17 protein-coding genes are annotated in these 21079 nt (G+C 71.3%); 8 read left to right on the top strand and 9 right to left on the bottom strand.

The annotated features are described in order from the left end of the window. Positions 1-3: 3 nt before the first annotated feature. Together Q0Z83_RS32090 and Q0Z83_RS32085 are read left to right on the top strand one after the other, a co-directional pair. On the top strand, positions 4-1512 hold the full coding sequence (locus Q0Z83_RS32090) for an aldehyde dehydrogenase family protein (RefSeq protein WP_317786977.1): 1509 nt from the start codon (positions 4-6) through the stop codon (positions 1510-1512). An 89-nt stretch (positions 1513-1601) separates the two neighbouring features. Then, entirely contained in the window at positions 1602-2633 is a 1032-nt protein-coding gene (locus Q0Z83_RS32085; RefSeq protein ID WP_317786976.1) for an MBL fold metallo-hydrolase, read from the top strand. Here Q0Z83_RS32085 and Q0Z83_RS32080 read toward each other — a convergent pair. From Q0Z83_RS32080 to Q0Z83_RS32060, 5 genes are read right to left on the bottom strand one after another with little or no spacing between them, the layout of a single operon-like run. Continuing rightward, the gene (locus Q0Z83_RS32080; protein WP_317786975.1) at positions 2613-3215 is read right to left on the bottom strand and encodes a TetR/AcrR family transcriptional regulator; all 603 of its coding nucleotides are present in this window, start codon (positions 3213-3215) and stop codon (positions 2613-2615) included. The two genes, Q0Z83_RS32085 and Q0Z83_RS32080, sit on opposite strands and share 21 nt — an antisense overlap. A gap of 58 nt (positions 3216-3273) precedes the next feature. Beyond that, positions 3274-3726, bottom strand: a complete 453-nt coding sequence (locus Q0Z83_RS32075; RefSeq protein ID WP_378079135.1) for a pyridoxamine 5'-phosphate oxidase family protein — start codon at positions 3724-3726, stop codon at positions 3274-3276. Further along, a complete protein-coding gene (locus Q0Z83_RS32070) occupies positions 3723-4634 on the bottom strand; it encodes an SDR family NAD(P)-dependent oxidoreductase (RefSeq protein WP_317786974.1) in 912 nt (303 codons plus the stop codon). The genes Q0Z83_RS32075 and Q0Z83_RS32070 overlap by 4 nt, the downstream gene beginning before the upstream one ends. Position 4635: 1 nt before the next feature. Continuing rightward, entirely contained in the window at positions 4636-5397 is a 762-nt protein-coding gene (locus Q0Z83_RS32065) for a glucose 1-dehydrogenase (RefSeq protein ID WP_317786973.1), read from the bottom strand. Between the two features lie 29 nt (positions 5398-5426). Then, a complete protein-coding gene (locus tag Q0Z83_RS32060; protein ID WP_317797168.1) occupies positions 5427-6017 on the bottom strand; it encodes a TetR/AcrR family transcriptional regulator in 591 nt (196 codons plus the stop codon). An 86-nt stretch (positions 6018-6103) separates the two neighbouring features. Between Q0Z83_RS32060 and Q0Z83_RS32055 the strand changes: the two genes are divergently transcribed. The 3 genes from Q0Z83_RS32055 to Q0Z83_RS32045 are packed head-to-tail and all read left to right on the top strand — an operon-like array spanning position 6104 to position 11537. Next, complete coding sequence (locus Q0Z83_RS32055; protein WP_317786972.1) at positions 6104-7183, top strand: alcohol dehydrogenase catalytic domain-containing protein; 1080 nt, start codon at positions 6104-6106, stop codon at positions 7181-7183. After that, positions 7183-8220, top strand: a complete 1038-nt coding sequence (locus Q0Z83_RS32050) for an LLM class F420-dependent oxidoreductase (RefSeq protein WP_317786971.1) — start codon at positions 7183-7185, stop codon at positions 8218-8220. Before Q0Z83_RS32055 ends, Q0Z83_RS32050 begins: the two co-directional genes overlap by 1 nt. Before the next feature lie 26 nt (positions 8221-8246). Continuing rightward, on the top strand, positions 8247-11537 hold the full coding sequence (locus tag Q0Z83_RS32045) for an NACHT domain-containing protein (RefSeq protein WP_317786970.1): 3291 nt from the start codon (positions 8247-8249) through the stop codon (positions 11535-11537). 53 nt (positions 11538-11590) lie between these two features. Here Q0Z83_RS32045 and Q0Z83_RS32040 read toward each other — a convergent pair whose 3' ends face one another. After that, entirely contained in the window at positions 11591-13069 is a 1479-nt protein-coding gene (locus Q0Z83_RS32040) for a hypothetical protein (protein WP_317786969.1), read from the bottom strand. Between the two features lie 221 nt (positions 13070-13290). On the opposite strand from Q0Z83_RS32040, the gene Q0Z83_RS32035 reads away from it, so the two are divergent. Then, positions 13291-14625 (top strand): TrkH family potassium uptake protein, encoded by a 1335-nt coding sequence (locus Q0Z83_RS32035; RefSeq protein ID WP_317786968.1) that lies wholly within the window; start codon positions 13291-13293, stop codon positions 14623-14625. Next, positions 14618-15289: a potassium channel family protein gene (locus Q0Z83_RS32030; protein WP_317786967.1), complete on the top strand. Its 672-nt coding sequence runs from the start codon at positions 14618-14620 to the stop codon at positions 15287-15289. Before Q0Z83_RS32035 ends, Q0Z83_RS32030 begins: the two co-directional genes overlap by 8 nt. On the opposite strand, the gene Q0Z83_RS32025 is transcribed toward Q0Z83_RS32030, so the two are convergent. Then, complete coding sequence (locus Q0Z83_RS32025; RefSeq protein ID WP_317786966.1) at positions 15271-15882, bottom strand: hypothetical protein; 612 nt, start codon at positions 15880-15882, stop codon at positions 15271-15273. The two genes, Q0Z83_RS32030 and Q0Z83_RS32025, sit on opposite strands and share 19 nt — an antisense overlap. A 159-nt stretch (positions 15883-16041) precedes the next feature. Between Q0Z83_RS32025 and Q0Z83_RS32020 the strand changes: the two genes are divergently transcribed. After that, on the top strand, positions 16042-19335 hold the full coding sequence (locus tag Q0Z83_RS32020; protein WP_317786965.1) for an AfsR/SARP family transcriptional regulator: 3294 nt from the start codon (positions 16042-16044) through the stop codon (positions 19333-19335). On the opposite strand, the gene Q0Z83_RS32015 is transcribed toward Q0Z83_RS32020, so the two are convergent. Together Q0Z83_RS32015 and Q0Z83_RS32010 are read right to left on the bottom strand one after the other, a co-directional pair. Continuing rightward, positions 19321-20100 (bottom strand): ABC transporter permease, encoded by a 780-nt coding sequence (locus tag Q0Z83_RS32015; RefSeq protein WP_317786964.1) that lies wholly within the window; start codon positions 20098-20100, stop codon positions 19321-19323. The two genes, Q0Z83_RS32020 and Q0Z83_RS32015, sit on opposite strands and share 15 nt — an antisense overlap. Next, positions 20097-21074 (bottom strand): ATP-binding cassette domain-containing protein, encoded by a 978-nt coding sequence (locus Q0Z83_RS32010; protein WP_317786963.1) that lies wholly within the window; start codon positions 21072-21074, stop codon positions 20097-20099. Before Q0Z83_RS32010 ends, Q0Z83_RS32015 begins: the two co-directional genes overlap by 4 nt. Positions 21075-21079: the final 5 nt, after the last annotated feature.

The following is a 21079-nucleotide window of genomic DNA, read 5'->3' as shown; positions in this document are numbered from 1 at the left end:
GGCATGGTGCTCTCGATCAAGGCCAAACGCGACGAGGTCGGCCTGGCCGGCGGAGAACTGCTGATCGCCGGCGACTGGCGCCCGTCCGCCGACGGCGCCACCTGGAACCATCTGCACCCGGCGACCGCCGAGGAGGTCGGCACGTTCGCCATCGCCTCGGCATCCGACGTGGACGCGGCGGTACGCGCTGCTCGCACCGCGTTCGACGAGGGCACGTGGCCGCGTACCAGGGCGAAGGAGAGAATCAAGGTCTTGCGTCGCATCGCCGACGCCATCCGGGAGAACGCCGCGGAACTGCAGACGCTGGTCGCCCTCGACAACGGTGTGCCGGTCAGTTTCGGCGAGACGTATGCGATGTCCGTCGAATGTGTCGCGGACATCTTCGACCACCACGCCGGATGGGTCGACAAGCTCGCCGGTGAGACGCTGCCCGGCTATCAGGGTGGCGACCACATGGTGCTCACGCTGCGCGAACCGGTCGGTGTGGTCGCCGCGATCGTCGCCTGGAACGGCCCGCTGCTGCTGACCGCCCAGAAGGTCGCCCCGGCCCTGGCCGCCGGCTGCACGGTGGTGCTGAAGCCGTCCGAGTATGCGACGTTCTCCGCGCTGCGCCTGGCCCGGATCATGGAGGAGGCCGGTCTACCGCCGGGCGTCCTCAACGTGGTCACCGGCCCCGGCGACATCACCGGCGACGCCCTGATCAACCACCCGCAGGTCGACAAGATCAGCTTCACCGGCAGCCGCGGCGTCGGCCGCAAGGTCCTGGCCGCCGCCGCCGACGGCGTCAAACGGACCAGCCTCGAACTGGGCGGCAAGAGCCCGTCACTGGTCTTCCCGGACGCCGATGTGTACGCGGCGGCCGCCACCACGATGGGCACGGTGACGATGGGCCTCTCCGGCCAGGCCTGTGTCGCGCACACCCGGGCGCTGGTGCACCGGGACGTCTACGAGGAGTTCCTGGCGATCGCCGAGGCGATGGCCGCGCTGGTCACCTACGGCGACCCGTTCCACCCGGAGACCACCGCGTCCCCGCTGATCAACGAACGTCAGCTGAACCGGGTTCTCGGCTACATCGAATCCGGCCGCAGCGAGGGTGCCCGCCTGGTGACCGGCGGCGGACGCCCGGACGGCGAGTTGGCGGCCGGCAACTTCGTCGAACCGACCCTGTTCGCCGACGTCGCCAACGACGCGACGATCGCCCGCGAGGAGATCTTCGGCCCGGTGCTGGCGGTGGTCCCGTTCACCGAGGAGGACGAGGCGCTGCGGCTGGCCAACGACACCACGTACGGCCTGGCCGCGACGGTCTGGACGTCGGACGTGAAGCGAGCGTTCCGCCTGACGAAGTCCCTGCGGGCCGGAACCGTCGGCGTCAACGGCTACCAGCTGGAGCCGCACGTGGCCTTCGGTGGTTACGGCCAGTCCGGCCTGAACCGGGAGGGCGGCCGCACGTCGATCGAGGCCTACACCGAGCTGAAGACCGTCCTGATCCCCACCACCGAGGAGATGATGTAGCTCCCACCGCCGCCGGTGATTGCTGAACGACCGGCGATCAGGATATGGTCCATTTCCTAGACGTAAGTCGTCTAGGAAAGGGGTCCGGGATGAACCTGCAGCAGGCCGCCTGGCGGGCCAAGGTCCTGCCGCCGGTGGAGAAGCTGGCCGGTGGGCTGGTGTCGGTTCCGGTGCCGATCCCGAACAATCCGCTGCGCTACACGTTGAGCTACCTGATCCCGGGGGATGACGGGCTCGTCGTCGTCGACCCCGGATGGGAGAGCGACTCCGGCTGGCAGGCGCTCACCGCCGGGCTCGCCGAGGCCGGGGCGACCGCCGCCGACGTCACCGGAGTCGTGCTCACCCACGTGCACCCGGACCATCACGGGCTGACCGCCCGGCTCCGCGACGCCTCCGGGGCGTGGGTGGCGATGCACCCGGCCGAACACGCGACGATGCTGCGTGACCGGGAGACCGCGCCCAGTGTGGCGCTGTCGGCCTGGATGCGTGACCTGTACGTTCCGGCCGAGGAGATCGACGGCCTGATCGGGAGGTTCGGGGCGGCGGTCGACCTGCACTTCGCGCCGCTCGCCGACGCCGACGTGATGCTCGACGACGGCGATCTGGTCCCGTTGGCCGGCCGCCGGCTGCGGGCGGTCTGGACACCCGGCCACACACCGGGCCACCTGTGCCTGCTCGAACCGGACGCCCAGGTGCTGCTCACCGGCGACCACGTGCTGCCCCGGATCAGCCCCAACATCGGCCTGCAGTTGACCGGCGAGGACCCGCTCGGCCGCTACCTGGAGTCACTGGCGAAGGTGTCCGCGTACGACGAGTGCGAGGCGCTGCCCGGCCACGAGTACCGCTTCCGGGGCATCGCCGCCCGAGCCGCCGAACTGGACTCGCACCACCGTGAGCGCTGCCGGGAGATCCGGACGACGGTCGAGCGCCTGGGCGCGGCCACCATCTGGCAGGTGGCGTCCCAGCTGACCTGGTCGCGCCCGTGGGAGGAGATCGGCCCGATGCTGGTCGGCGCGGTCGCCGAGACCGCCGCCCACGTGGAACTGCTGATCCGCTCCGGTGACCTGGTCCGCGAGGGCGAGCGCCTGCGGGCGGTCGCGCTAGCCGGTCGGGGTCACTGAGGCCAGGACGAAGTCGACCAGTTCCTCGGCGTAGCGGTCGGCGGTCGCGGCGACCTTCGCCCGGGAGCGGGACGGTGTGGTCAACGCGTGGTTCAGCGCGCCGCCGCTGATCGTGTTGAGCAGCAGGGTGACGCTGATGTCCCGACGTAGCTGGCCCCGGTCGATGCCGCGATGGACGATGGCCCGGGCCGCCGTGGCCTGGGACTGCAGGAAACGGTCCAGGTGTTCCTGGCCGGCCGGGATGCTCTCCACCTCCAGCATCAGGCGCAGGACCGCGCCGCCCGACTCGTCCAGGAAGGCGTGCAGCACCTGGCGGGCCAGCGCCACCAGATCGTCGCGGAGACTGCCGGTGTCGATGTCGCGGACACCGGACAGGCGGGAGGCGAAGACCGCTACCAGCAGCGCCTCCTTGTTGGGCCAGCGCAGGTAGATGGAGGCCTTGCCGACACCGGCCCGGCGGGCCACCGCGTCGACGGAGAAACGGGCCCAGCCCTCGGTGCCGAAGACCTCGGCCGCGGCCCTGGTGATCCGTTCGTCGACCTCGGGATCGCGGGGACGGCCCACCGTCGCACCGACTGACATGCGCCCTCCCACCCCGCTCCGGCCGGCGGTCAGTCTATGCGTCCGCGGGGCCGGATGGTCACGTCAGCAGCTTGCGATGGTCCCAGCTGGTCACCCGGACCGGCTCGACCAGGTAGGCGGTGCGTTTGCGGGCGGCGTGATCGACGTACGCGTCGAGGGCGTCGGCCGGGATGTCCGGCATCCGGGCCGCGATCAGGCGGCCCACCCCTGTCACCCCGGGCCGGTCGGTGATCGCCGTGACCGTGCCGTTGACCTGCACGCCGCGCAGCTCGAAGTAGTCCTCGCCGTCCTCGACCAGGCAGGTCAGGCGCGGGTCGCGGGCCAGGTTGCGGGCCTTCTGCGAGGCCCGGTAGGTCCAGAACGCGATCCGGCCTTCGGCCGTCGCGAAGAACATGGTCACCAGATGCGGCGTGCCGTCCGGGTTGATCGTCGCGATCTGCACCTTCCGTCGGTACGCCAGAAGCGCCGCCACCTCGTCGTCGGTCATGGTGACCGCGTCCCGCTGTTTCACGAGCCCTCCCCGAACGTCGACTCGGCCAGGGGCAGCGTCTCCTCGCAGACGAACCCGGGATGGGGCGGGTCGGCGTCGAACTCGGTACTCAGGGCGGCGTCGAGTTCGGCCGCCGTCCACTCCCCGGTGGTCGCGTGGAAGACCGCCCGCACCGTGGGTGGCCCGAGTACCGCCACCACGTCGCCGTGTACCACGAACACCTCGCCGTTGATGCGTTCGCCGGAGGGGCCGGCCAGGTGCACGACCAGTGGTGCGACCCGTTCCGGCGCCATCGGGTCGGGGCCGGTCGGGGCGGGGCCCATCAGCTCGCCGGTCATCGACGTCCGCGCGCGTGGGCAGATGGCGTTCGCCCGTACCCCGTGCTTGAGACAACCGCGCGCGGTCGCCAGGGTGAGGGCGACGATCCCGCCCTTGGCCGCCGCGTAGTTGGGCTGGCCGGCCGAGCCGAGCAGAAACGCCTCGGACGCGGTGTTGACGATCCGGGCGTAGCCCGGCCGTCCGGTGGTCTTGGCCCGCGCCCGCCAGTACGCGGTGGCGAACCGGGTGGTGACGAAGTGCCCGCGCAGGTGGACCCGTATGACGGTGTCCCATTCCGTCTCGGACATCGAGAAGATCATCCGATCGCGCAGCACCCCCGCGTTGTTGACCAGTACGTCGAGCCCGCCGAACGTGTCGACGGCGGTCTTGACCAGCGCCTCCCCGGTCGCCCAGTCGGCCACGTCGCCGGGGCGGGTGACCGCCTCGCCGCCGTCCGCCCGGATCCGCTCGGCCACCTCGTCGAGCGGATCGCCGGGCAGGTCGTTGAGGACCACCCGGGCGCCGGCCGCGGCGAGCGCGCGGGCTTCGGCGGCCCCCAGCCCGGCCCCGGCCCCGGTGATGATCGCGACGCGGCCGTCCAGCGCCGCCATCTCAGTACCCCGGCCCGCTGAGCAGGCCGCCGTCGGCGAGGAATTCGGCGCCGGTGGTGTAGGAGGCCTCGTCGGAGGCGAGGAACGCGACCAGCCGGGAGATCTCCACGGGCTCGGCGAAGCGGGCGATCGGCAGGCCCTTGAGGAATCCGCTCCCGTCCACGCCGGTCATCGTCTGCGCGGCGGCCAGCGCCATCGACGTCATCACGCCACCGGGGTGCACCGAGTTGACCCGGATGCCGAGCCCGCCCAGCTCCTGGGCGGCCGACCGGGTCAGGCCGCGGACCCCGAACTTGCTGGCGCTGTACGCGGACAGCCCGGCCGCACCGGCGAACCCCTCGATCGACGAGATGTTCACGATCGAGCCGCCGCCGGCCTCGATCATCGCCGGGACGACCTGCCGGATGCCGAGCCACGTGCCGATCAGGTTGACCTCGATGACCTGCCGGAACTCGGCCGGATCCATCTCGGCGACCGGGGCGTGCCGCAGGATGCCCGCGTTGTTGACGAGCACGTCCAGTCCCCCGAACGCGGCGAGGGTCGCGTCGACGGCTGCCGCCCACTGATCAGAACTGGTCACGTCGTGGTGGACATATCGGCAACGGTCGGCGCCGAGGCCGTCGGCGACCCGCTGCCCCTTCTCGTCGAGCACGTCGCCGATGACGACCCGTGCCCCCTCGGCGACGAAGTGTCGGGCGTGGGCCTTGCCCATGCCGCGCGCCCCGCCGGTGATCAGTGCAACCTTGCCGTCCAGCCGCCCCATCGAAACCTCCCAAGCGCTTGCTTGGGAGGCTACGCCCGGATGCCGTCGAACAGAAGGCGGAGAAGTCCGTCGATGATCTGGTCGGTGCTCCAGGTCGCCGACGAACGCCACGACGTCGGCAGCCAGAGGATGTCGCGGAGCAGCCGGTACGTCAGGCGGGTGTCCAGGTCGGCCCGGAACTGCCCGGTCTGCTTCCCGCGTTCGAGCTGCTCGATCCAGGTCTGCTCGATCTCCTTCATGGCGGTGCGCAGGTAGGCGAAGCGCGGCTGCCCGCTGAAGTAGTTCCAGTCGTTCTGCAACATCGTGAGCGCCGCCCGGTGCCGGCTCAGATTGGCCGTACTGGACCGTACGATCTGCTCGATCGCCGTCCGCGGGTCGGGCGTGTCCCGGACCGCCTCGCGGTAACCGGCGAGAACGTCTTCCAGGAAGGCGCTGAGGATCTCGTCGCCGATCGACTCCTTGGAGTCGAAGTGGTGGTAGAGGCTGCCGGACAGGATCCCGGCGGCGTCGGCGATCTCCCGCACCGTGGTCGCCCGGAACCCCTTCTCGGCGAAGAGGTCGCCGGCCAGCCGGACCAGGTGGGCGCGCCGCTCGGACGGGCTCTTGGATTGCGTCACCAGCCGATTATCGCCCTTGACCGAACGCTTGCTTGGTACCAGGCTCGTCGATAGCGTAGAACGCGTTCTAATTTCGAGGGGGTGCCGGGATGCGCGCGGCCGTGCTGCACACGATCGGGGACGAGAAACTCGACTACCGCGACGACGTGACGGTCCTCGGCCCCGGGCCGGGGGAGGTGCGCCTGCGGGTGCGGGCGGCCGGTGTCTGCCACTCCGACCTGTCCGCGCTCCGTGGCGGCCTGCCCCAACCGGTGCCCGCGGTCCTCGGCCACGAGGCCGCCGGTGACGTGCTCGAAGTCGGTGACGGCGTCGACGACCTGGCCCCCGGCGACCGGGTCGCGGTCAACTGGCTGCCCGCCTGCGGGGTCTGCACACACTGCCGCCGCGGCGAGGCCTACCTGTGCATGACCCATGTGATGGGCGGCTACGTCATCCCCCGGTTCGCCGCCGGTGACCTGGAGATCTTCGGGATGGCCGGGTGCGGCTCGTTCGCCGAGGAGATGGTGGTGCCCCGGGCCGGCGCCGTGAAGATCGACGACGACGTGCCGTACGAGGTGGCCGCCCTGGTCGGCTGCGGCGTCACCACCGGCGTCGGCGCGGTGATCAACACGGCGAGGGTGCGGCCCGGCGACAGCGTCGTGGTGATCGGCTGCGGCGGGGTCGGCATCGCCGCCATCCAGGGCGCCCGCCTCGCCGGGGCGGCGCAGATCATGGCGGTCGACACGGTCCCGGCCCGGCACGAGGCGGCCCGCCGGTTCGGCGCCACCCACACCGCCACCCCCGACGAGCTGAGCGACCTGCAGGCCGAGGTGGCGCCGGAGGGGTTCGACCACTCGTTCGACGTGGTCGCCGTGCCGCAGACGCTGCGTACCGCGTGGACCGCCACCCGGCGCGGCGGCCAGGTCGTCGTGGTGGGCGCCGGCCGGGCCGAGGACCAGGTCGAGTTCAGCCCGTTCGAGCTGCTCTTCGAGGGCAAGACGATCGTCCCGTCGCTGTACGGCTCGGCCGACCCGCACCGCGACTTCCCCCGCCTGCTCGCCCTGTGGCGGGCCGGCCGGCTCGACATCGAGGGCATGATCAGCCGCCGCCTGCGCCTCGACCAGGCCGGGGAGGCGCTCGCCGCCCTGGGCAGCGGTGACGTGATCCGCCAAGTGATCGTCAACGACTGATGCGGCTCGGGATCCAGCTCGGCTACAGCGGCGAGGGTTTCGCCGAGGCGGTCGACGAGGTGGTCGAGTTCGAGGAGGCCGGCGCCGACCTGGTGGTGGTCCCGGAGGCGTACAGCTTCGACGCCGTCAGCCAACTGGGTTACCTCGCCGCCCGTACGCGTGCGATGGATCTGGCGTCCGGTGTGATGCAGCTCTACACTCGCACTCCTACGCTGACCGCGATGACCGCCGCCGGGCTCGACTACGTGTCCGGCGGCCGGTTCAACCTCGGGCTGGGCGCCTCGGGTCCGCAGGTCATCGAGGGTTTCCACGGGGTGCGTTACGACGCGCCGGTCGCCCGGACCCGCGAGATCGTCGAGATCTGCCGCCGCGTCTGGCGACGCGAGACCCTGACCTTCGACGGCGCCCACTATCGGATCCCGCTCCCCGGCGACTACGCCAAACCTCTCAAGATCATCAATCATCCGGTACGGCCACGCGTGCCGATCCTGCTGGCCGCCATGGGGCCCCGGAACGTGGCGCTGGCCGCCGAGATCGCGGAGGGGTGGCAGGCGCTCTGGCTCGACCCGCGATCCGCCGAGCGGGTCTTCGGCGAGTCACTGGCCGACGGACGGTCCCGGCGCGAACCGTCGCTCGGGCCGCTGGAGGTCAGCGTGCCCGTACCGTTCGCGGTGGGTGAACCCGATCCCGCCCTGCTCGGCCGGCACCGGGCGCAGCTCGCGCTCTATCTGGGCGGCATGGGGGCCCGCGGCCGAAACTTCTCCAACGATCTGGTGCGTCGGTACGGGTACGCCGAGGAAGCCACCCGAATCCAGGACCTGTACCTGTCCGGCCGCCGAGCCGAGGCGATCGCCGCCGTCCCGGACGACCTGGTCGCCGCGACGTCCCTGGTCGGACGGCCGGACGACCTCCGGCGCGGGCTCGACGCGCTGGCCGCCGCCGGGGTGACCACACTGCTGGCGTCGCCGCTCGCCACCACCCGGGCCGACCGGGTGAAACAGATCGCCGAACTGCGTACCCTGCTGCCCTCGGGATAGCGGCCACCGTCCATATAGTGGGGACCGTGTCCCAGGGTCTGACCTATCTTGATGCCGTCAAGCTTCTCGGGGGCTCCGGCCCGCTGATGAAGGCCGCCGACAACGTCCTCGGCGGCGTGCTCGCGGTGGCCACGGCGGGCGGCAGCGAGGCCGCCCTCAGCCTGTTCGACGCCAAGACGGAGGCGGTCCGGCTCGGGCATCTGGTGGCCGACAAGATCACCGAGGTGGTACGGGGACAGGCCCGCTACACCCGCAACCAGCGCCTGCACGCCGCGCATGGTGTCCTGGCCGTCTCGTCATTCTTCTCCTCGCTGGACGACTGTCTGGACACCGCCGGACTCGCCGACCCGGATTTCACGCGCGAAGACCAGTTGCTGTTCCTCGCCGCCGCCCGCTCCGGCGGATCGTGGCCGGACCGCCTGCTCGACGCCGACATCCCGGCCCCGGGGCCGAATTCCACCGGCGACCGCCTCCTGGCCGGCCTCGCCGGCTGGTTCGAGGAATGCGGTAGGCGGATGGCGACCCACCTGGCGCACCTCGCGGTATGGGAGACCGCTGACGAGCGCACCCGCCGGGCCGTCGATACCCTGTTGACCGAGCGACTGCCGGAACTCGCCGTCGAACGTTACGAGGAGACGGTTCGCCGCCTGGTCCAGGACGTGCCCGAGTTCGGCATCTGGCTGGACCGCTGGGAGGCCCGCGCGGTGTCGCGCGGCCTCGAGGGCCTGGAAGCGGCCCTGCTGCGGACGACCTCGCACCGTGACCCGGCCCGGCACCGAGCGGCGCTGGCCCGCATCCATCGTGCCGATCTCGACGAGCCGATCCTCGGCGGCGACACCGGCGACCTCGTCATGCCGAGCCTGGCCACCGCGTATCTGGATCCGCGGTTCCGGGTGAAGTCGAGCGGGCTCGGTCTGCGGCCCGCCGATGAGGACTGGTGGAGCGAGGCTGAGGCCCGCACCGACTTCGACACCCTTCTGGCCACCTACCTGACCACACCTCAGGCGGCCGCCGTACCGCTGATCCTGCTCGGCCAGCCCGGTGGCGGTAAGTCGTCGCTGACCAGGATCCTCGCCGCTCGGCTGCCCGCCGCCGACTACCTGGTGGTTCGGGTGGCCCTGCGGGAGGTCCGGGCCGAGGCGTCCATCCAGGACCAGATCGAGCAGGCGCTGCGCGCGGCCATCGGGGAGACCGTCGCCTGGGCCGAACTGGCCGAATCGGCGGACGCCGCGATGCCGGTGATCCTGCTCGACGGGCTGGACGAGCTGCTGCAGGCGACCGGAGTGCACCAGTCCGACTATCTGGAGAAGGTGGCCGCCTTCCAACAGCGGGAAGCACGTCTGGGCCGGCCGGCGGCGGTCATCGTGACGAGCCGTGTGGCCGTCGCGGACCGGGCACGCATCCCGGCCGGTGGGCTGGTCGTGCGACTGGAGGCGTTCGACGAGCCGCAGGTCGATCGCTGGCTGGAGTCCTGGAACGCCGCCAACTCGCGGTACTGGGCCGAGACCGGACGCCGACCGCTCACTCGTGAGGTCGTGCTGCGTTTTCCCGACCTGGCCACCCAGCCGCTACTGCTGCTGATGCTGGCCCTCTACGACGCCCGGACGAATGCCCTGCAGGCCTCCGAGGACTTCGGCACCGGCGAACTCTACGAGCGTCTGCTGCACGACTTCGCCGAACGGGAGGTTCGTCGCGTCCACGGCGCTCACCTGTCCGAGAAGGAGCGGCTGACCCATGTCGCCGACGAGCTGTTGCGCCTGTCGGTGGTGGCGTTCTCGATGTTCCACCGGCTGCGCCTGTGGGCGACCACCGCAGAACTCGACGCGGATCTGACCGGCCTGGGCCTCCGCCCGTCCAGCGCCGGGAAGACCGAGGGATTCCACCGCCCCTTCAGTGCGGGTGAGGAGATGGTGGGCCGGTTCTTCTTCATTCAGCGCGTTCAAGCGGTCCAGGACGATCAGGCTCGTCAGACATACGAGTTTCTGCACGCCACCTTCGGCGAATACCTGGTGGCCCGTCTGGTGGCTCAAGCCGTCCGGGAAGGCGTGGCCCTCTCCCGAGCCAGTTTTCTTCCGATCGGCCAGGTCGAAGACGACGTCCGCCTGCGATCGCTGCTCGGGTTCACGCCATTGTGTGCCCGCAGCACGGTCGTTCCGTTTCTCCGCAAGATGCTGTCCGCAGACGCCGCGGACTGGCTTCTGGAGAAATTACGCGTCGCCGTCACCAGGCCGACCCATACGCCGAGCGGCTATCGGCCCATCGACAAGCGCATCGACCACTGGATGGCCACCTACTCCTTCAACCTGATGCTGCTCGTCCTGTCCTGTGGCGGACGAGTCCGTGCTTCAGACCTCTACCTGCATGCTCGCGATCCGGCGAGTTGGCTGCGCGACACGGTTTCCCAGTGGCGGGCGGCGGTCCCCGGCGGAATGCTGCTCGACGGTCTCGAGGGGGTGCAGGTCACCCGATCCTGGGCCGAGGACGAGCGTCGTGACCTGGTCCTGGAATTCGCCGACCAGCCCACCACCGGGCCGGTCGATCCGCGCTGGTCGAACAACTTCGGCCCGAGCTGGAGGTTCGGCCGGTCGGAGGTGAGCGACGGGTTCAGCGAGAACTTCCCGTTGATCCCCGCCATGGCGATGATGAATCTTTCCGGTGCTTTGAGTGACGACGTCATCCGGCACTCCGCCGATCCGATCATCAGCGAACTGCACTGGCCGGCGTTGGCCACCTTCGTTCAGCACGATGAAGGCAAGGCCGAGTCGGTCGCCAACAGTATCGTTCGCCTGCTTCTGATGGAGCGGGCGGACGGCGCGCATCCGGTCGCTCTGACAGCCGCCTATCGGCGCGCCAAGAAGGCCATCGAGCGCTGGCAGGATAACTTCGGGCCGATTTCCTCCGTGGAGCCCTGCTTGACCCTCTACCTCCGGTCGCTCACCACTGACGCGCGCCGACTGCCCTCCGAGGAGATGGTGCAACTCATTTCAGGTCTGGCTTACACGCCGGAGCAGATTCCGATGGTGTTGGAATGTCTCGCTCTTGGTCGGGGGAAGCCGGATCCTCGGTTCGACGCCATGGCCGCTGTCATCGTGAACTCGCTATCAGAAAGTAATGTGGAGTTCTCGGAAGATGTCTATCTGCGGCTGTTGGCGGTCCTGCCGGTAGCGAATTCGTGGCGGCCGGCCGAACTGCTGGCCGTTATCGACAGACGGCTACGCAGCCCCGGCGCCATGGCTCGGATCGAATCGGATCCCGACTTCGCGGCACGCCTGTCGGCCGCACGAGCCCGTTTCGATGGTTACCACGCCGACGAATGAGGTGGCGCCTTCCCCGGCGTGCGGGAGCCCGGGGAAAGCGCCGACGTCGCCGGTCAGCGCGGCGTCAGGGTGATGGTGACCTGGCCGGTTCCGCGTTTGCGGTCGTTCTTCGGCACGGCGTTGCGGATCGCCCCGGTGGCGCCCTTCAACGTGTCCAGGATCGCCTTGGCCGACCGGCTGCCCTCCGGCAGGTACTTCTCGTAGATCGTGTTCAGACACTCGCTGGTGAACACGATGACGGTCGGCCCGGCGGTGCGCAGCGCGGCCAGCACGTCCTGGCTGGCACCGGCCGCGGTGTCGGTGCGCTCCAGAACGCACGAGGCGAACTGGAACACGTCGGCGATGCCGCGGCCGGAGCCGGTGACCCCGGCCGCACGCAGCAGGGCCTGCACGGCCGGGTCGTCCAGCCGGCCGGCGGCGAGGGCCTCCCGGGCCGCGGGCCCGTGCTCGGCGTGGGCCAGCAGCAGTGCCTCGGCGGTCCGCGGGCGCAGCGCCTGGTTGTTCGGCAGCAGCAGGTCGAACTGGCGCAGACCGGCGTCGAGGGCGACCACCGACCAGTCGAGCCGGCCGGTCAGCCGGACCGGGCCGCGGGCGCCGGGCTGCATCTCCAGGGTGACGGTCTGGCCGCCGCCGACCGCGACCGCGCCGGTCAGGTAGGTGAGCAGGGTGTCCCGGACACCGTCGAGCGCGTCCGGGGAGTCGGCGGTGACCTCCGCGTCGACGACCGGACGGACCCGACCGTCCGCGGGCAGGTCGAGCAGCAGCGGGAACGGCAGCCGGTTACGGACCCGGACCTGCTGGGAGCCGGTGCCGGCGAGCACACACGCGTCGACCCGGCCGGCCGGCGTGGAGACCGCCTGGACCGTCGTGTTCGTCGCCTTCGGCTCGCAGACCAGATCCTCCGGCGGCCCGCTGAGGTGCTCGACGGAGTCGGTCAGGGAGGCGGCGGCCGCGGCCCGCGCGTACGCCCAGAAGGTCCGGTCGGTGCCCTCCTTGATCGGCAGCACCACCCCGTTGTGGGTGGTGATCGAGTCGCCGACCGCGTCGGTGGCGACCCGCCAGGTACCGAGCACGAAACTGTCGAACAGGATGGTGTCACCGGCGACGGTCCGGTCGACCGCGTCGGTCACCGAGGCGGTCAGCGGCACCCAGCCACCGAGGTCGGACGACCAGCCGAAGACGTTGAGCATCTCCGGGCGGACACCGGTGGGCAGCTCGGCGTAGTCGATGGCGATCCGGCCCTTGGTGATGTCACCCTGCACGTCGAGGGTCACCATGTCGCCGACGGTGATGATGCCGGGTGGTGCCGGCCGGTCGTCGGGCAGCGGCTCGACACCGAAGCGGACGCGGATGTCGCCCCGGCCGCCGCCGTCCGGCACGCTGAACCGGACCAGCCCGTTCAGGCCGAACTCGAAGGCGCCGCCCGGCTCGACGAGCCGTGAATCGGGCACTCCGATCGGCCCGCAGCCCGCGAGCCCGGCACCGAGAGTGATGCCCAGAATGCCCGCAAGCATCCCCCGTACGAGTTTCATGTTGTCCTCCCCGGCGGAGGAGAATAACCGGCCAATGTGAAATCCGGTCACCGACCGCAAGGTGTCAACCGTCGCACTCCCGGGACTGGCAGCGCCGGTTCGTGACCGTAGCGTACCGGCGCAACCACTACCAGACCGTCCGTCCCGGCAGCGACCAGCCGATCGGGGCGGCACGGGCGCTCGATGAGCACGATGGGCACAACGGGTGATATGACTCATCGGTGCGATCACCCTGGCAGCACCCGGCCCGGATCGTGCCGTTCGCGTTCCTCGCCCTGATCGCGATCGGCACGGCCCTGATGATGCTGCCGGCCGCGCGGGCCGAGCCGGGCCACGCGCCGTTCGTCACCGCGCTGTTCACCGCCGCGTCGGCGGTCTGCGTCGCCGGCATGGCGGTGGTCGACACGCCCGGCTACTGGTCGACGTTCGGGCATGTGCTGCTGACCGTGCTGACCCAGATCGGCGGGTTCGGCATCGTGGCCCTGGCCACGCTGCTCAGCCTGATCGTCTCGCGCCGGCTGGGCCTGCGCGGTCGGATGCTGGCCCAGGCCGAGAGCGCCGGGCTGACCGGCGGCAACACCGCCCGGGTGCTGATCCGGGTGGCTCTGGTCATGCTGGTGGCGGAGAGCATCCTCACCGTGGTGCTCACGCTGCGGTTCTGGCTGACCTACGACTACTCGTTCGGCCGGGCGCTGTGGGAGGCGTTCTTCCACGCGGTGCAGGCGTTCAACAACGCCGGATTCGCGCTCTACTCGGACAGTCTCGTGCGGTTCGTGACCGACCCGTGGATCTGCGTGACCCTGGCTCTCGGCGTGATGGCCGGGTCGATCGGTTTCCCGGTCCTGTTCGAGTTGGCGCGCGAGTGGCGTACCACCAGGTCCTGGTCCACCCACACCTTCCTGACCGTGACCGGAAGCCTGTTGCTGACGGCCGTCGGTTTCGTGGTCTTCCTGGTCTTCGAGTGGCGTAATCCGGGCACGCTCGGCCCGCTGAACACGGCCGGGAAGGTCCTGGCCGCGTTCACCCAGGACGTGATGACCCGGTCCGGTGGCTTCAACAGTGTCGACCTGGGCCGGCTGAACAGTGAGACGATCGCCGTCACCAACGGGCTGATGTTCATCGGCGGCGGCAGCGCCAGCACCGCCGGCGGCATCAAACTGACCACGTTCATGCTGCTCGGCTACGTGATCTGGGCGGAGATCCGCGGCGAACCGGACGTGGTGATCCGGAAACGGCGGATCGCCGAGGAGACCCAACGGCAGGCCGTCACGGTGGCCCTGATGGGGGTCGCGCTGGTCGCCACCGGTACCGTGGCGCTCGACGCGCTGACCGAGGACGTGCCGTTCGACCGGGCCCTGTTCGAGGTCACCTCGGCGTTCGCGACGGTCGGCCTGAGCACCGGCATCACTTCCAGCCTGCCGCCGTCCGCGCAGGTGGTCCTGGTCGTTCTGATGTATGTCGGCCGGGTCGGCACCATCGCGGTCGGCACGGCGATCGCCCTGAACACGCGCCGCCGCCACTACCGCTACCCGGAGGAGAGACCCCTCGTTGGCTGATCAGAAACTGCCCGAAGGCTCCCACGTCGCGGTGATCGGTCTCGGCCGGTTCGGCGGGGCGGTCGCCGAGACGCTGCTCGAACTCGGCTACGAGGTGCTCGGCATCGACTCCGACGCGCGGATCGTCCAGGACTGGTCGGACCGTCTCACCCAGGTCGCCGAGGCCGACGCCACCGACGAGGAGGCGCTGCGCCAGCTCGGGGTGCACGAGTTCGACCGGGCCGTCGTCGGCATCGGCACCAACCTGGAGACCAGCGTCCTGACCGTGCTCACCCTGACCGAGATCGGCGTCAAGGAGATCTGGGCCAAGGCCACCAGCGTCAAACACGGCAAGATCCTGGCGTCGGTCGGCGCCGACCATGTCGTCTTCCCCGAGTCGGAGATGGGTGAGCGGGTCGGCCACCTGATCTCCGGCCGGATGCTCGACTACATCGAGTTCGACGACGGCTTCGCCATCGCCAAGGTCCGGGCGCCGCTCGGCGCCGCCGGGCGCACCCTCGCCGACCTCGGGTTGCGCACCAGGTGGGGCGTCACGGTGGTCGGCACCAAACGGCCCGGCGAGGATTTCGTGTACGCCCGACCGGAGACCGTGGTCCCCGAGGGCGCGGTGCTGATCGTCGCCGGGGACACCGCCAAGGTCGAGGCCTACGCCGCCGAGAACTGACCCGGGAGCCGGCCGGCCTTGCCCACCGCCGCCGCCACCAGGGTCAGGAACTCGGCCCGGTCGGACTCGTCGCCCCCGCTCATCTCGAACAACAGCACCAGTTCACCGTCGGCCACCGCCACCACGGTCGACTCGGACGAGGTGCCGTCGACCGAGGGCTTGACGTCCCGGAAACCGGCGGCGGCGTCACCGAGCGCGGGCAGGGTCAGCGGGGTGAGGGTCGAGCCGTTCTCCTTCGGGCAGCGGACCGGGGTCTTCTCCACCGCCGTGACGAACGCGCGGGCGTTGAAGGCGCCGGGCGCGGCGATCCCGGTGAAGACCGAGGTGCCGCCGTCCTCCTCGAGACTCTCCACGACCAGGGTGGTCTCCGGCTCGCCGTCGCGTGACGTGTCGTCGTCGCACAGCGTCCGGTCCAGGGGGATGGGCAGCTGCATGTTCTGCGGCGCCTCCGCCACCCGGTAGCCGGTCGGCGCCTCGGCCGCGGTCAGCAGCGCCGCCCGCAGTTCGGTGAGGGTCGGTGGCCCGGCGGCCGCGGGACTGCCCGACACCACGACGGCGGCGGTCGCGGCGGCGGCCAGAGTGATCTTTCGCATGCCGTCGAGGCTAAGCAGGCGGAACGCCCGCGCGAGGGCTGATGGCCGGAGACCCGCCGATCCGGTCGAGCATCTCGAACCGCCGGTCACGAACCGGCGAATCGGCTCCGGACCCGCCCGATTTGGGGTGGGTGGACCGGACGCGGCAGGATCGGTGTCGTGAGTGGGGACGGGGACCGGCTGCGGGTCGGGCTGCTCGGTGCGCTGCGGGTCACCCGTGGCGGTGCCGAGCTGCCGATCACCGGTGCCCGGCTGCGCGGCCTGATCGTCCGGCTCGCGGTCGCCGCCGGCCGGCCGGTCGCGCCGGGGCTGCTCGTCGAGGCGCTCTGGCCGCAGGAGCAGCCGGCCGATCCGGCGAATGCACTCCAGTCGCTGATCTCCCGGCTGCGGCGACAACTCGGCGGCGGTGACACGGTCGCCCAGGCCGAAGGCGGCTATCGGCTGGCCGTCGAGCCGGACGACGTGGACGTGCACCGGTTCGCGCGGCTGGCCGCGGCCGGGCGGGAGTGCCTGCGAGCCGGTGATCCGGCCGGCGCCGCCGGACCGCTCGGTGCGGCGGCGGCCCTCGCGGTGGCCGGGACCGTCGCGCCCGAGTTGACCGAGGTCGCGCCCGCCCAGGCGGTCCGGGTCGTGCAGGACGTCATCGAGACGGTCGCCGACCTGGGCGAGGCGGAGATCGCGCTCGGGCTCGCCGAACGGGCGGCCGGGCGGCTGACCGGGCTGCTGGCCGAGCATCCACTGAACGAACGGCTCGCGGCGCTGCTCATCGACGCGCTGACCGTGCAGGGGCGGCAGGCCGACGCCCTCGCCGTCTACGAGCGGGTGCGGGCGGCGCTCGGTGATCAACTCGGCGCCGACCCGGGGGCGGCCCTGCGGGAGCGTCACCTACACCTGTTGCGCGGGACGACGCCTTCTACTCCGCATCGGGACGTGTCGACCGTACCGCCGCGGGTCGAGAATGCGGCGGACCCGCCGCCGACCAACCTGCCGGAACCACTGACCAGCTTCGTCGGCCGGGCCGACGACCTCGCGCGGATCGACGCGCTGCTCGACGCCGGGCGCCTGGTGACCGTGCTCGGGCCCGGCGGCGCCGGTAAGACACGGCTCGCGGTGGAGGCCGCGCGGCGGCGGGCCGGAGCCTTCCGGGACGGTGTGTGGCTCGTCGATCTGGCGTCGGTGACCGAGGCGGCGAAGGTCGGCGCGGCGGTCGTCGCGTCGGCCGGGCTGCGCGGTTCGGCGCTGTTCGAGACGGTCAACCGGGTGCGGACCGACGGGCGCGGCGACGTCGACGTGCTGGCCGAGCGGCTGTACGGGCGGCAGATCCTGCTTCTCATCGACAACTGTGAGCACGTGATCGACGCGGTCGCGCACCTGATCAGCGCGCTGCTCGTGCGCTGTCCGCGGCTGCGGGTGCTGGCCACCAGCCGGGAACCGCTGGCCGTCGACGGCGAGTCGCTGGTGCCGCTGGGCCCGCTCGGCCTGCCCGCCGCGACCGCCGGCGCCACCGAGGCCGCCGGCAGCCCGGCGGTGCGGCTGTTCGTCGAGCGGGCCGCCGCGGTCCGGCCGGACTTCACGATCGACGACGAGACCGCCGGTGACGTGGTGCGGATCGTCCGCGGCCTGGACGGTCTGCCGCTGGCTCTGGAACTCGCCGCGGCCCGGCTGCGCACCCTCGGCCTGACCGAGCTGGCCGTCGGCCTGTCCGATCGGTTCCGGCTGCTGACCAGCGGAAACCGCACCGCCCAGCCCCGACACCGGACACTGCGCGCGGTGATCACCTGGAGCTGGAACCTGCTCGCCGACGACGAACGCGACCTCGCCGAGCGGATCGCCGTGCTGCCCGGCGGTGTCACCGTCTCGTCGGCCACCGCGATCAGCGGCTCCGGCGTCTCGGCCGCCGACCTGCTGGCCGCCCTGGTCGACAGGTCGCTGCTGCAACTCGCGCCGGGTGGCCGCTACCGGATGCTGGAGACCATCCGGGAGTACGGCATCGAGCGCCTCGCCGAACAGGGCACTCTCGGCGCGGTCCGCGATCTGGCCGCCCGGCATCTGGCCGCGCTGGTCAGCGAGTACGACGCCCGACTGCGTACCGTCGCCCAGGTGGAGGCGTTGCGGACGATGCGCGCCGAGTACGACAACACGCTCGCCGCCCTGCGGCACTTCTGTGATGTCGGGGACGCCCGGGCCGCGCTGTCGCTCGCGCTCGACCTGGGCTGGTATTGGCAGATGTTCGGCCGGCACGCGGACGCCGCCTACTGGCTGGCCGAGGCCTTGGCCGTGCCGGGCGACGCCGACCCGGTGGCGATCGACAGCGCCGAGGCGATCCTCGTCCTCAACCGCACCGGCCACGAGCCGGGGCTGCTGACCGAGACCGCCGCCCAGCGCCGCGATCGGGTCCGGGCCCTCGCCGACCGGCTCGCCGCCCACCCGGAGTTGCCCGGCCCGGCCGGGGCGATCGCCGCGTTCATCCTCTACTTCGCCGGTGACAACGAGCTCGCCGAGCAGCGGGTCAACCGGCTGATCGACGGGCCGGACCGCTGGCTGTCCGCGATGGCGCACATGATGCGCGCGCAGATCGCCGAGAACAACGGCGACGTCGAGCAGATGGGCCGGGACGCGGCGCTGGCCCTCGACGGGTTCCGGGCCCTCGGCGACCGCTGGGGGCAGGCCACCGTGCTGCCGCTGCGTGCCCTGGTCCGGCAGTACGACGGCGACCTGGACGGGGCCCTCGGCGACCTGCGGGCGGCCCGGGCCCTCGCCTTCGAGTTCGGCTCCCTCGACATCGCCGACGAGATCTTCATCGACCTGCGCTGGGCCGACCTGCACATGCGGCGCGGCGAGCCGAACGAGGCCCGGGCCGCCCTCGCGCAGGCCCGGGGCCGGGCCGAGCGCTCCGACTCCGGCGAGATGCGGCTGCTCGTCGACGCCCTCGAAGCCGGGATGATGATCTGGCTCGGCGACCTCGACCGGGCCACCGAGCTGATCGACCGGGCCGCCGCCGGGATGGGCATCGGCGGTGCCGAGGAGGCCGACATGCGGCTGCTGCTCGGCGGCGACCACGGTTGCGCCATCGTCGGCGCGGTCCGGGCCTCGCTCGCGGTCCGCCAGGGCGACCCGGACACCGCCGAGAAAGCCCTGGCCGTGGCCTATCCGGCGGCCGTGCAGACCCAGGACATGCCGATCCTCGCGCTGGTCGCCGTCGCCGCCGGTGGCCTGGCCGTGCAGCGTGGGCGGTCCCGGGAGGCGGCCGCGCTGCTCGGGGCGGCGGCCCGGTTGCGCGGCGCCCACGACCACACCGCGCTCGACGTGATCACGGTGGCCACCCGGGCCCGGGCCGTGCTCGGCGAGGAGGGTTTCGGAGAGGCGTACGCCGTCGGCTGGAACCTGGAGACGGCGGCCGCGCAGAGCCTGATCGACCCCGCGCGGCTCGCCCTCGAATCAGGCCCTTCGTGAATAGGCGCGCAGTGCCAGTGGCACGAAGATGACCAGCAGCCCGGCCATGTAGAGCAGCGTCGTCGACAGTGGACCGGCCACCGGCCCCTCGACCAGCAGCCCCCGGATCGTCTTGACCAGCGGCGTGATCGGGTTGACCGACACGAACGCCTGCAGCCAGCCCGGCAGCGTCTCGGTCGCCACGAACACCGGCGACCCGAACGTCAGCGGCAGCACCAGCAGGAACATCACGCCCTGCACCGCCCCCGAGGTGCGGACCATCATGCCCACCCACACCGAGATCCAGCAGAAGCACAGGCCGAACCCGATCGACAGGGCCACCGCGGCCACCGCCGGCCAGAACCCGGTCTCCACCCGGAAGCCCATGATCGTGCCGAACAGCAGCATCACCACGCAGACGCTGAGGTAGCGCACCACATCCGCCAGCACCGCGCCGACCAGTGGCGCGGCCCGGGAGATCGGCAGCGACCGGAATCTGTCGAAGACACCCTTCTCGATGTCGGCGTTCAGGTTCTGGCCGAGCGCCACCCCGCCCATCGCCAGCGACTGCGCCAGCATGCCCGGCAGCAGGAACTGGAGGTAGGCGTGCCGGTCTCCGGCGATCGCGCCACCGAACAGATAGGTGAACAGCAGCAGGAAGATCACCGGCTGGATGGTGACGTCGATCAGCGCCTCAGGGGTGCGCATCGTCTTGATCAGACTTCGTTTCGCCAGGGCCGCGCTGTGCCTGATGGTCCGGGACAGCGGCTGCGTCATCGTGGTCATACCAGTTCCTCCGCCTTGGTGCGTCCGGTCAGTGCGTGGAAGACCTCGTCCAGGCTGGGCAGGTGCAGCGCCAACTCGGTCACCTCGACCCGGTCACCGCGCAGCGCCGGAATCAGCTTGTCCAGCGCCTCGTCCCCGGCCACCGGCACCGACGCGGCACCCGGCCGCGAACCGGCGGCCTCGTCCAGGCTCGCCGACGTGCCCGGTGCCGCGACCAGGTCCAGCAGCCGCACCACATCCGGCAGCCGACCCGGGTCGGCCGGACGCACCCGCAGTGTCTGGCCGCCGACCTTGCGCTTCAGCCCGTCCGGGGTGTCGTGCGCGATCACCTTGCCGTGATCGACCACCACGATCTCGTCGGCGAGCGCGTCCGCCTCCTCCAGGTACTGCGTGGTCAGCAGGACACTCGCACCGCTCGCCACCTGGGTGCGGACCACACCCCACATGTCCTCGCGCTTCGCCGGGTCCAGCCCGGTCGTCGGCTCGTCCAGGAAGATCACCTCGGGTCGGCCGACCAGGCTCGCCGCCAGGTCCAGCCGGCGGCGCATACCGCCCGAATACGTCTTCGCCGGCCGCTGCGCGGCCTCCGTCAGATCGAACCAGGTCAGCAGTTCGTCGGCCCGGCGCCGCGCGTCCCGCCCGCTCAGATCCAGGAGACGACCGATCAACACCAGATTCTGTACGCCCGTGAGGTCCTCGTCCACGGAGGCGTACTGACCGGTCAGCCCCACCTTGCGGCGAACCTCCTGCGGGTTCTTCAGTACGTCCACCCCGGCCACGAACGCGGTGCCCTCGTCCGGGCGAAGCAGGGTCGCCAGTACCCGTACCGCGGTCGTCTTCCCGGCCCCGTTCGGCCCCAGCACCCCCAGCACGGTGCCGCGCCGCATGCGCAGGTCCACCCCGTCGAGAGCCTGCGTGCTCCCGAACCGTTTGCGCAGCCCTTCGGCGCGCACCACCAGATCTTCCGTTCCCATGCCGA

Origin of the sequence: Actinoplanes sichuanensis (genome assembly GCF_033097365.1) — a bacterium.
Taxonomy (GTDB): Bacteria; Actinomycetota; Actinomycetes; order Mycobacteriales; family Micromonosporaceae; genus Actinoplanes; species Actinoplanes sichuanensis.
This window is presented reverse-complemented; position numbering and strand designations above follow the sequence as displayed.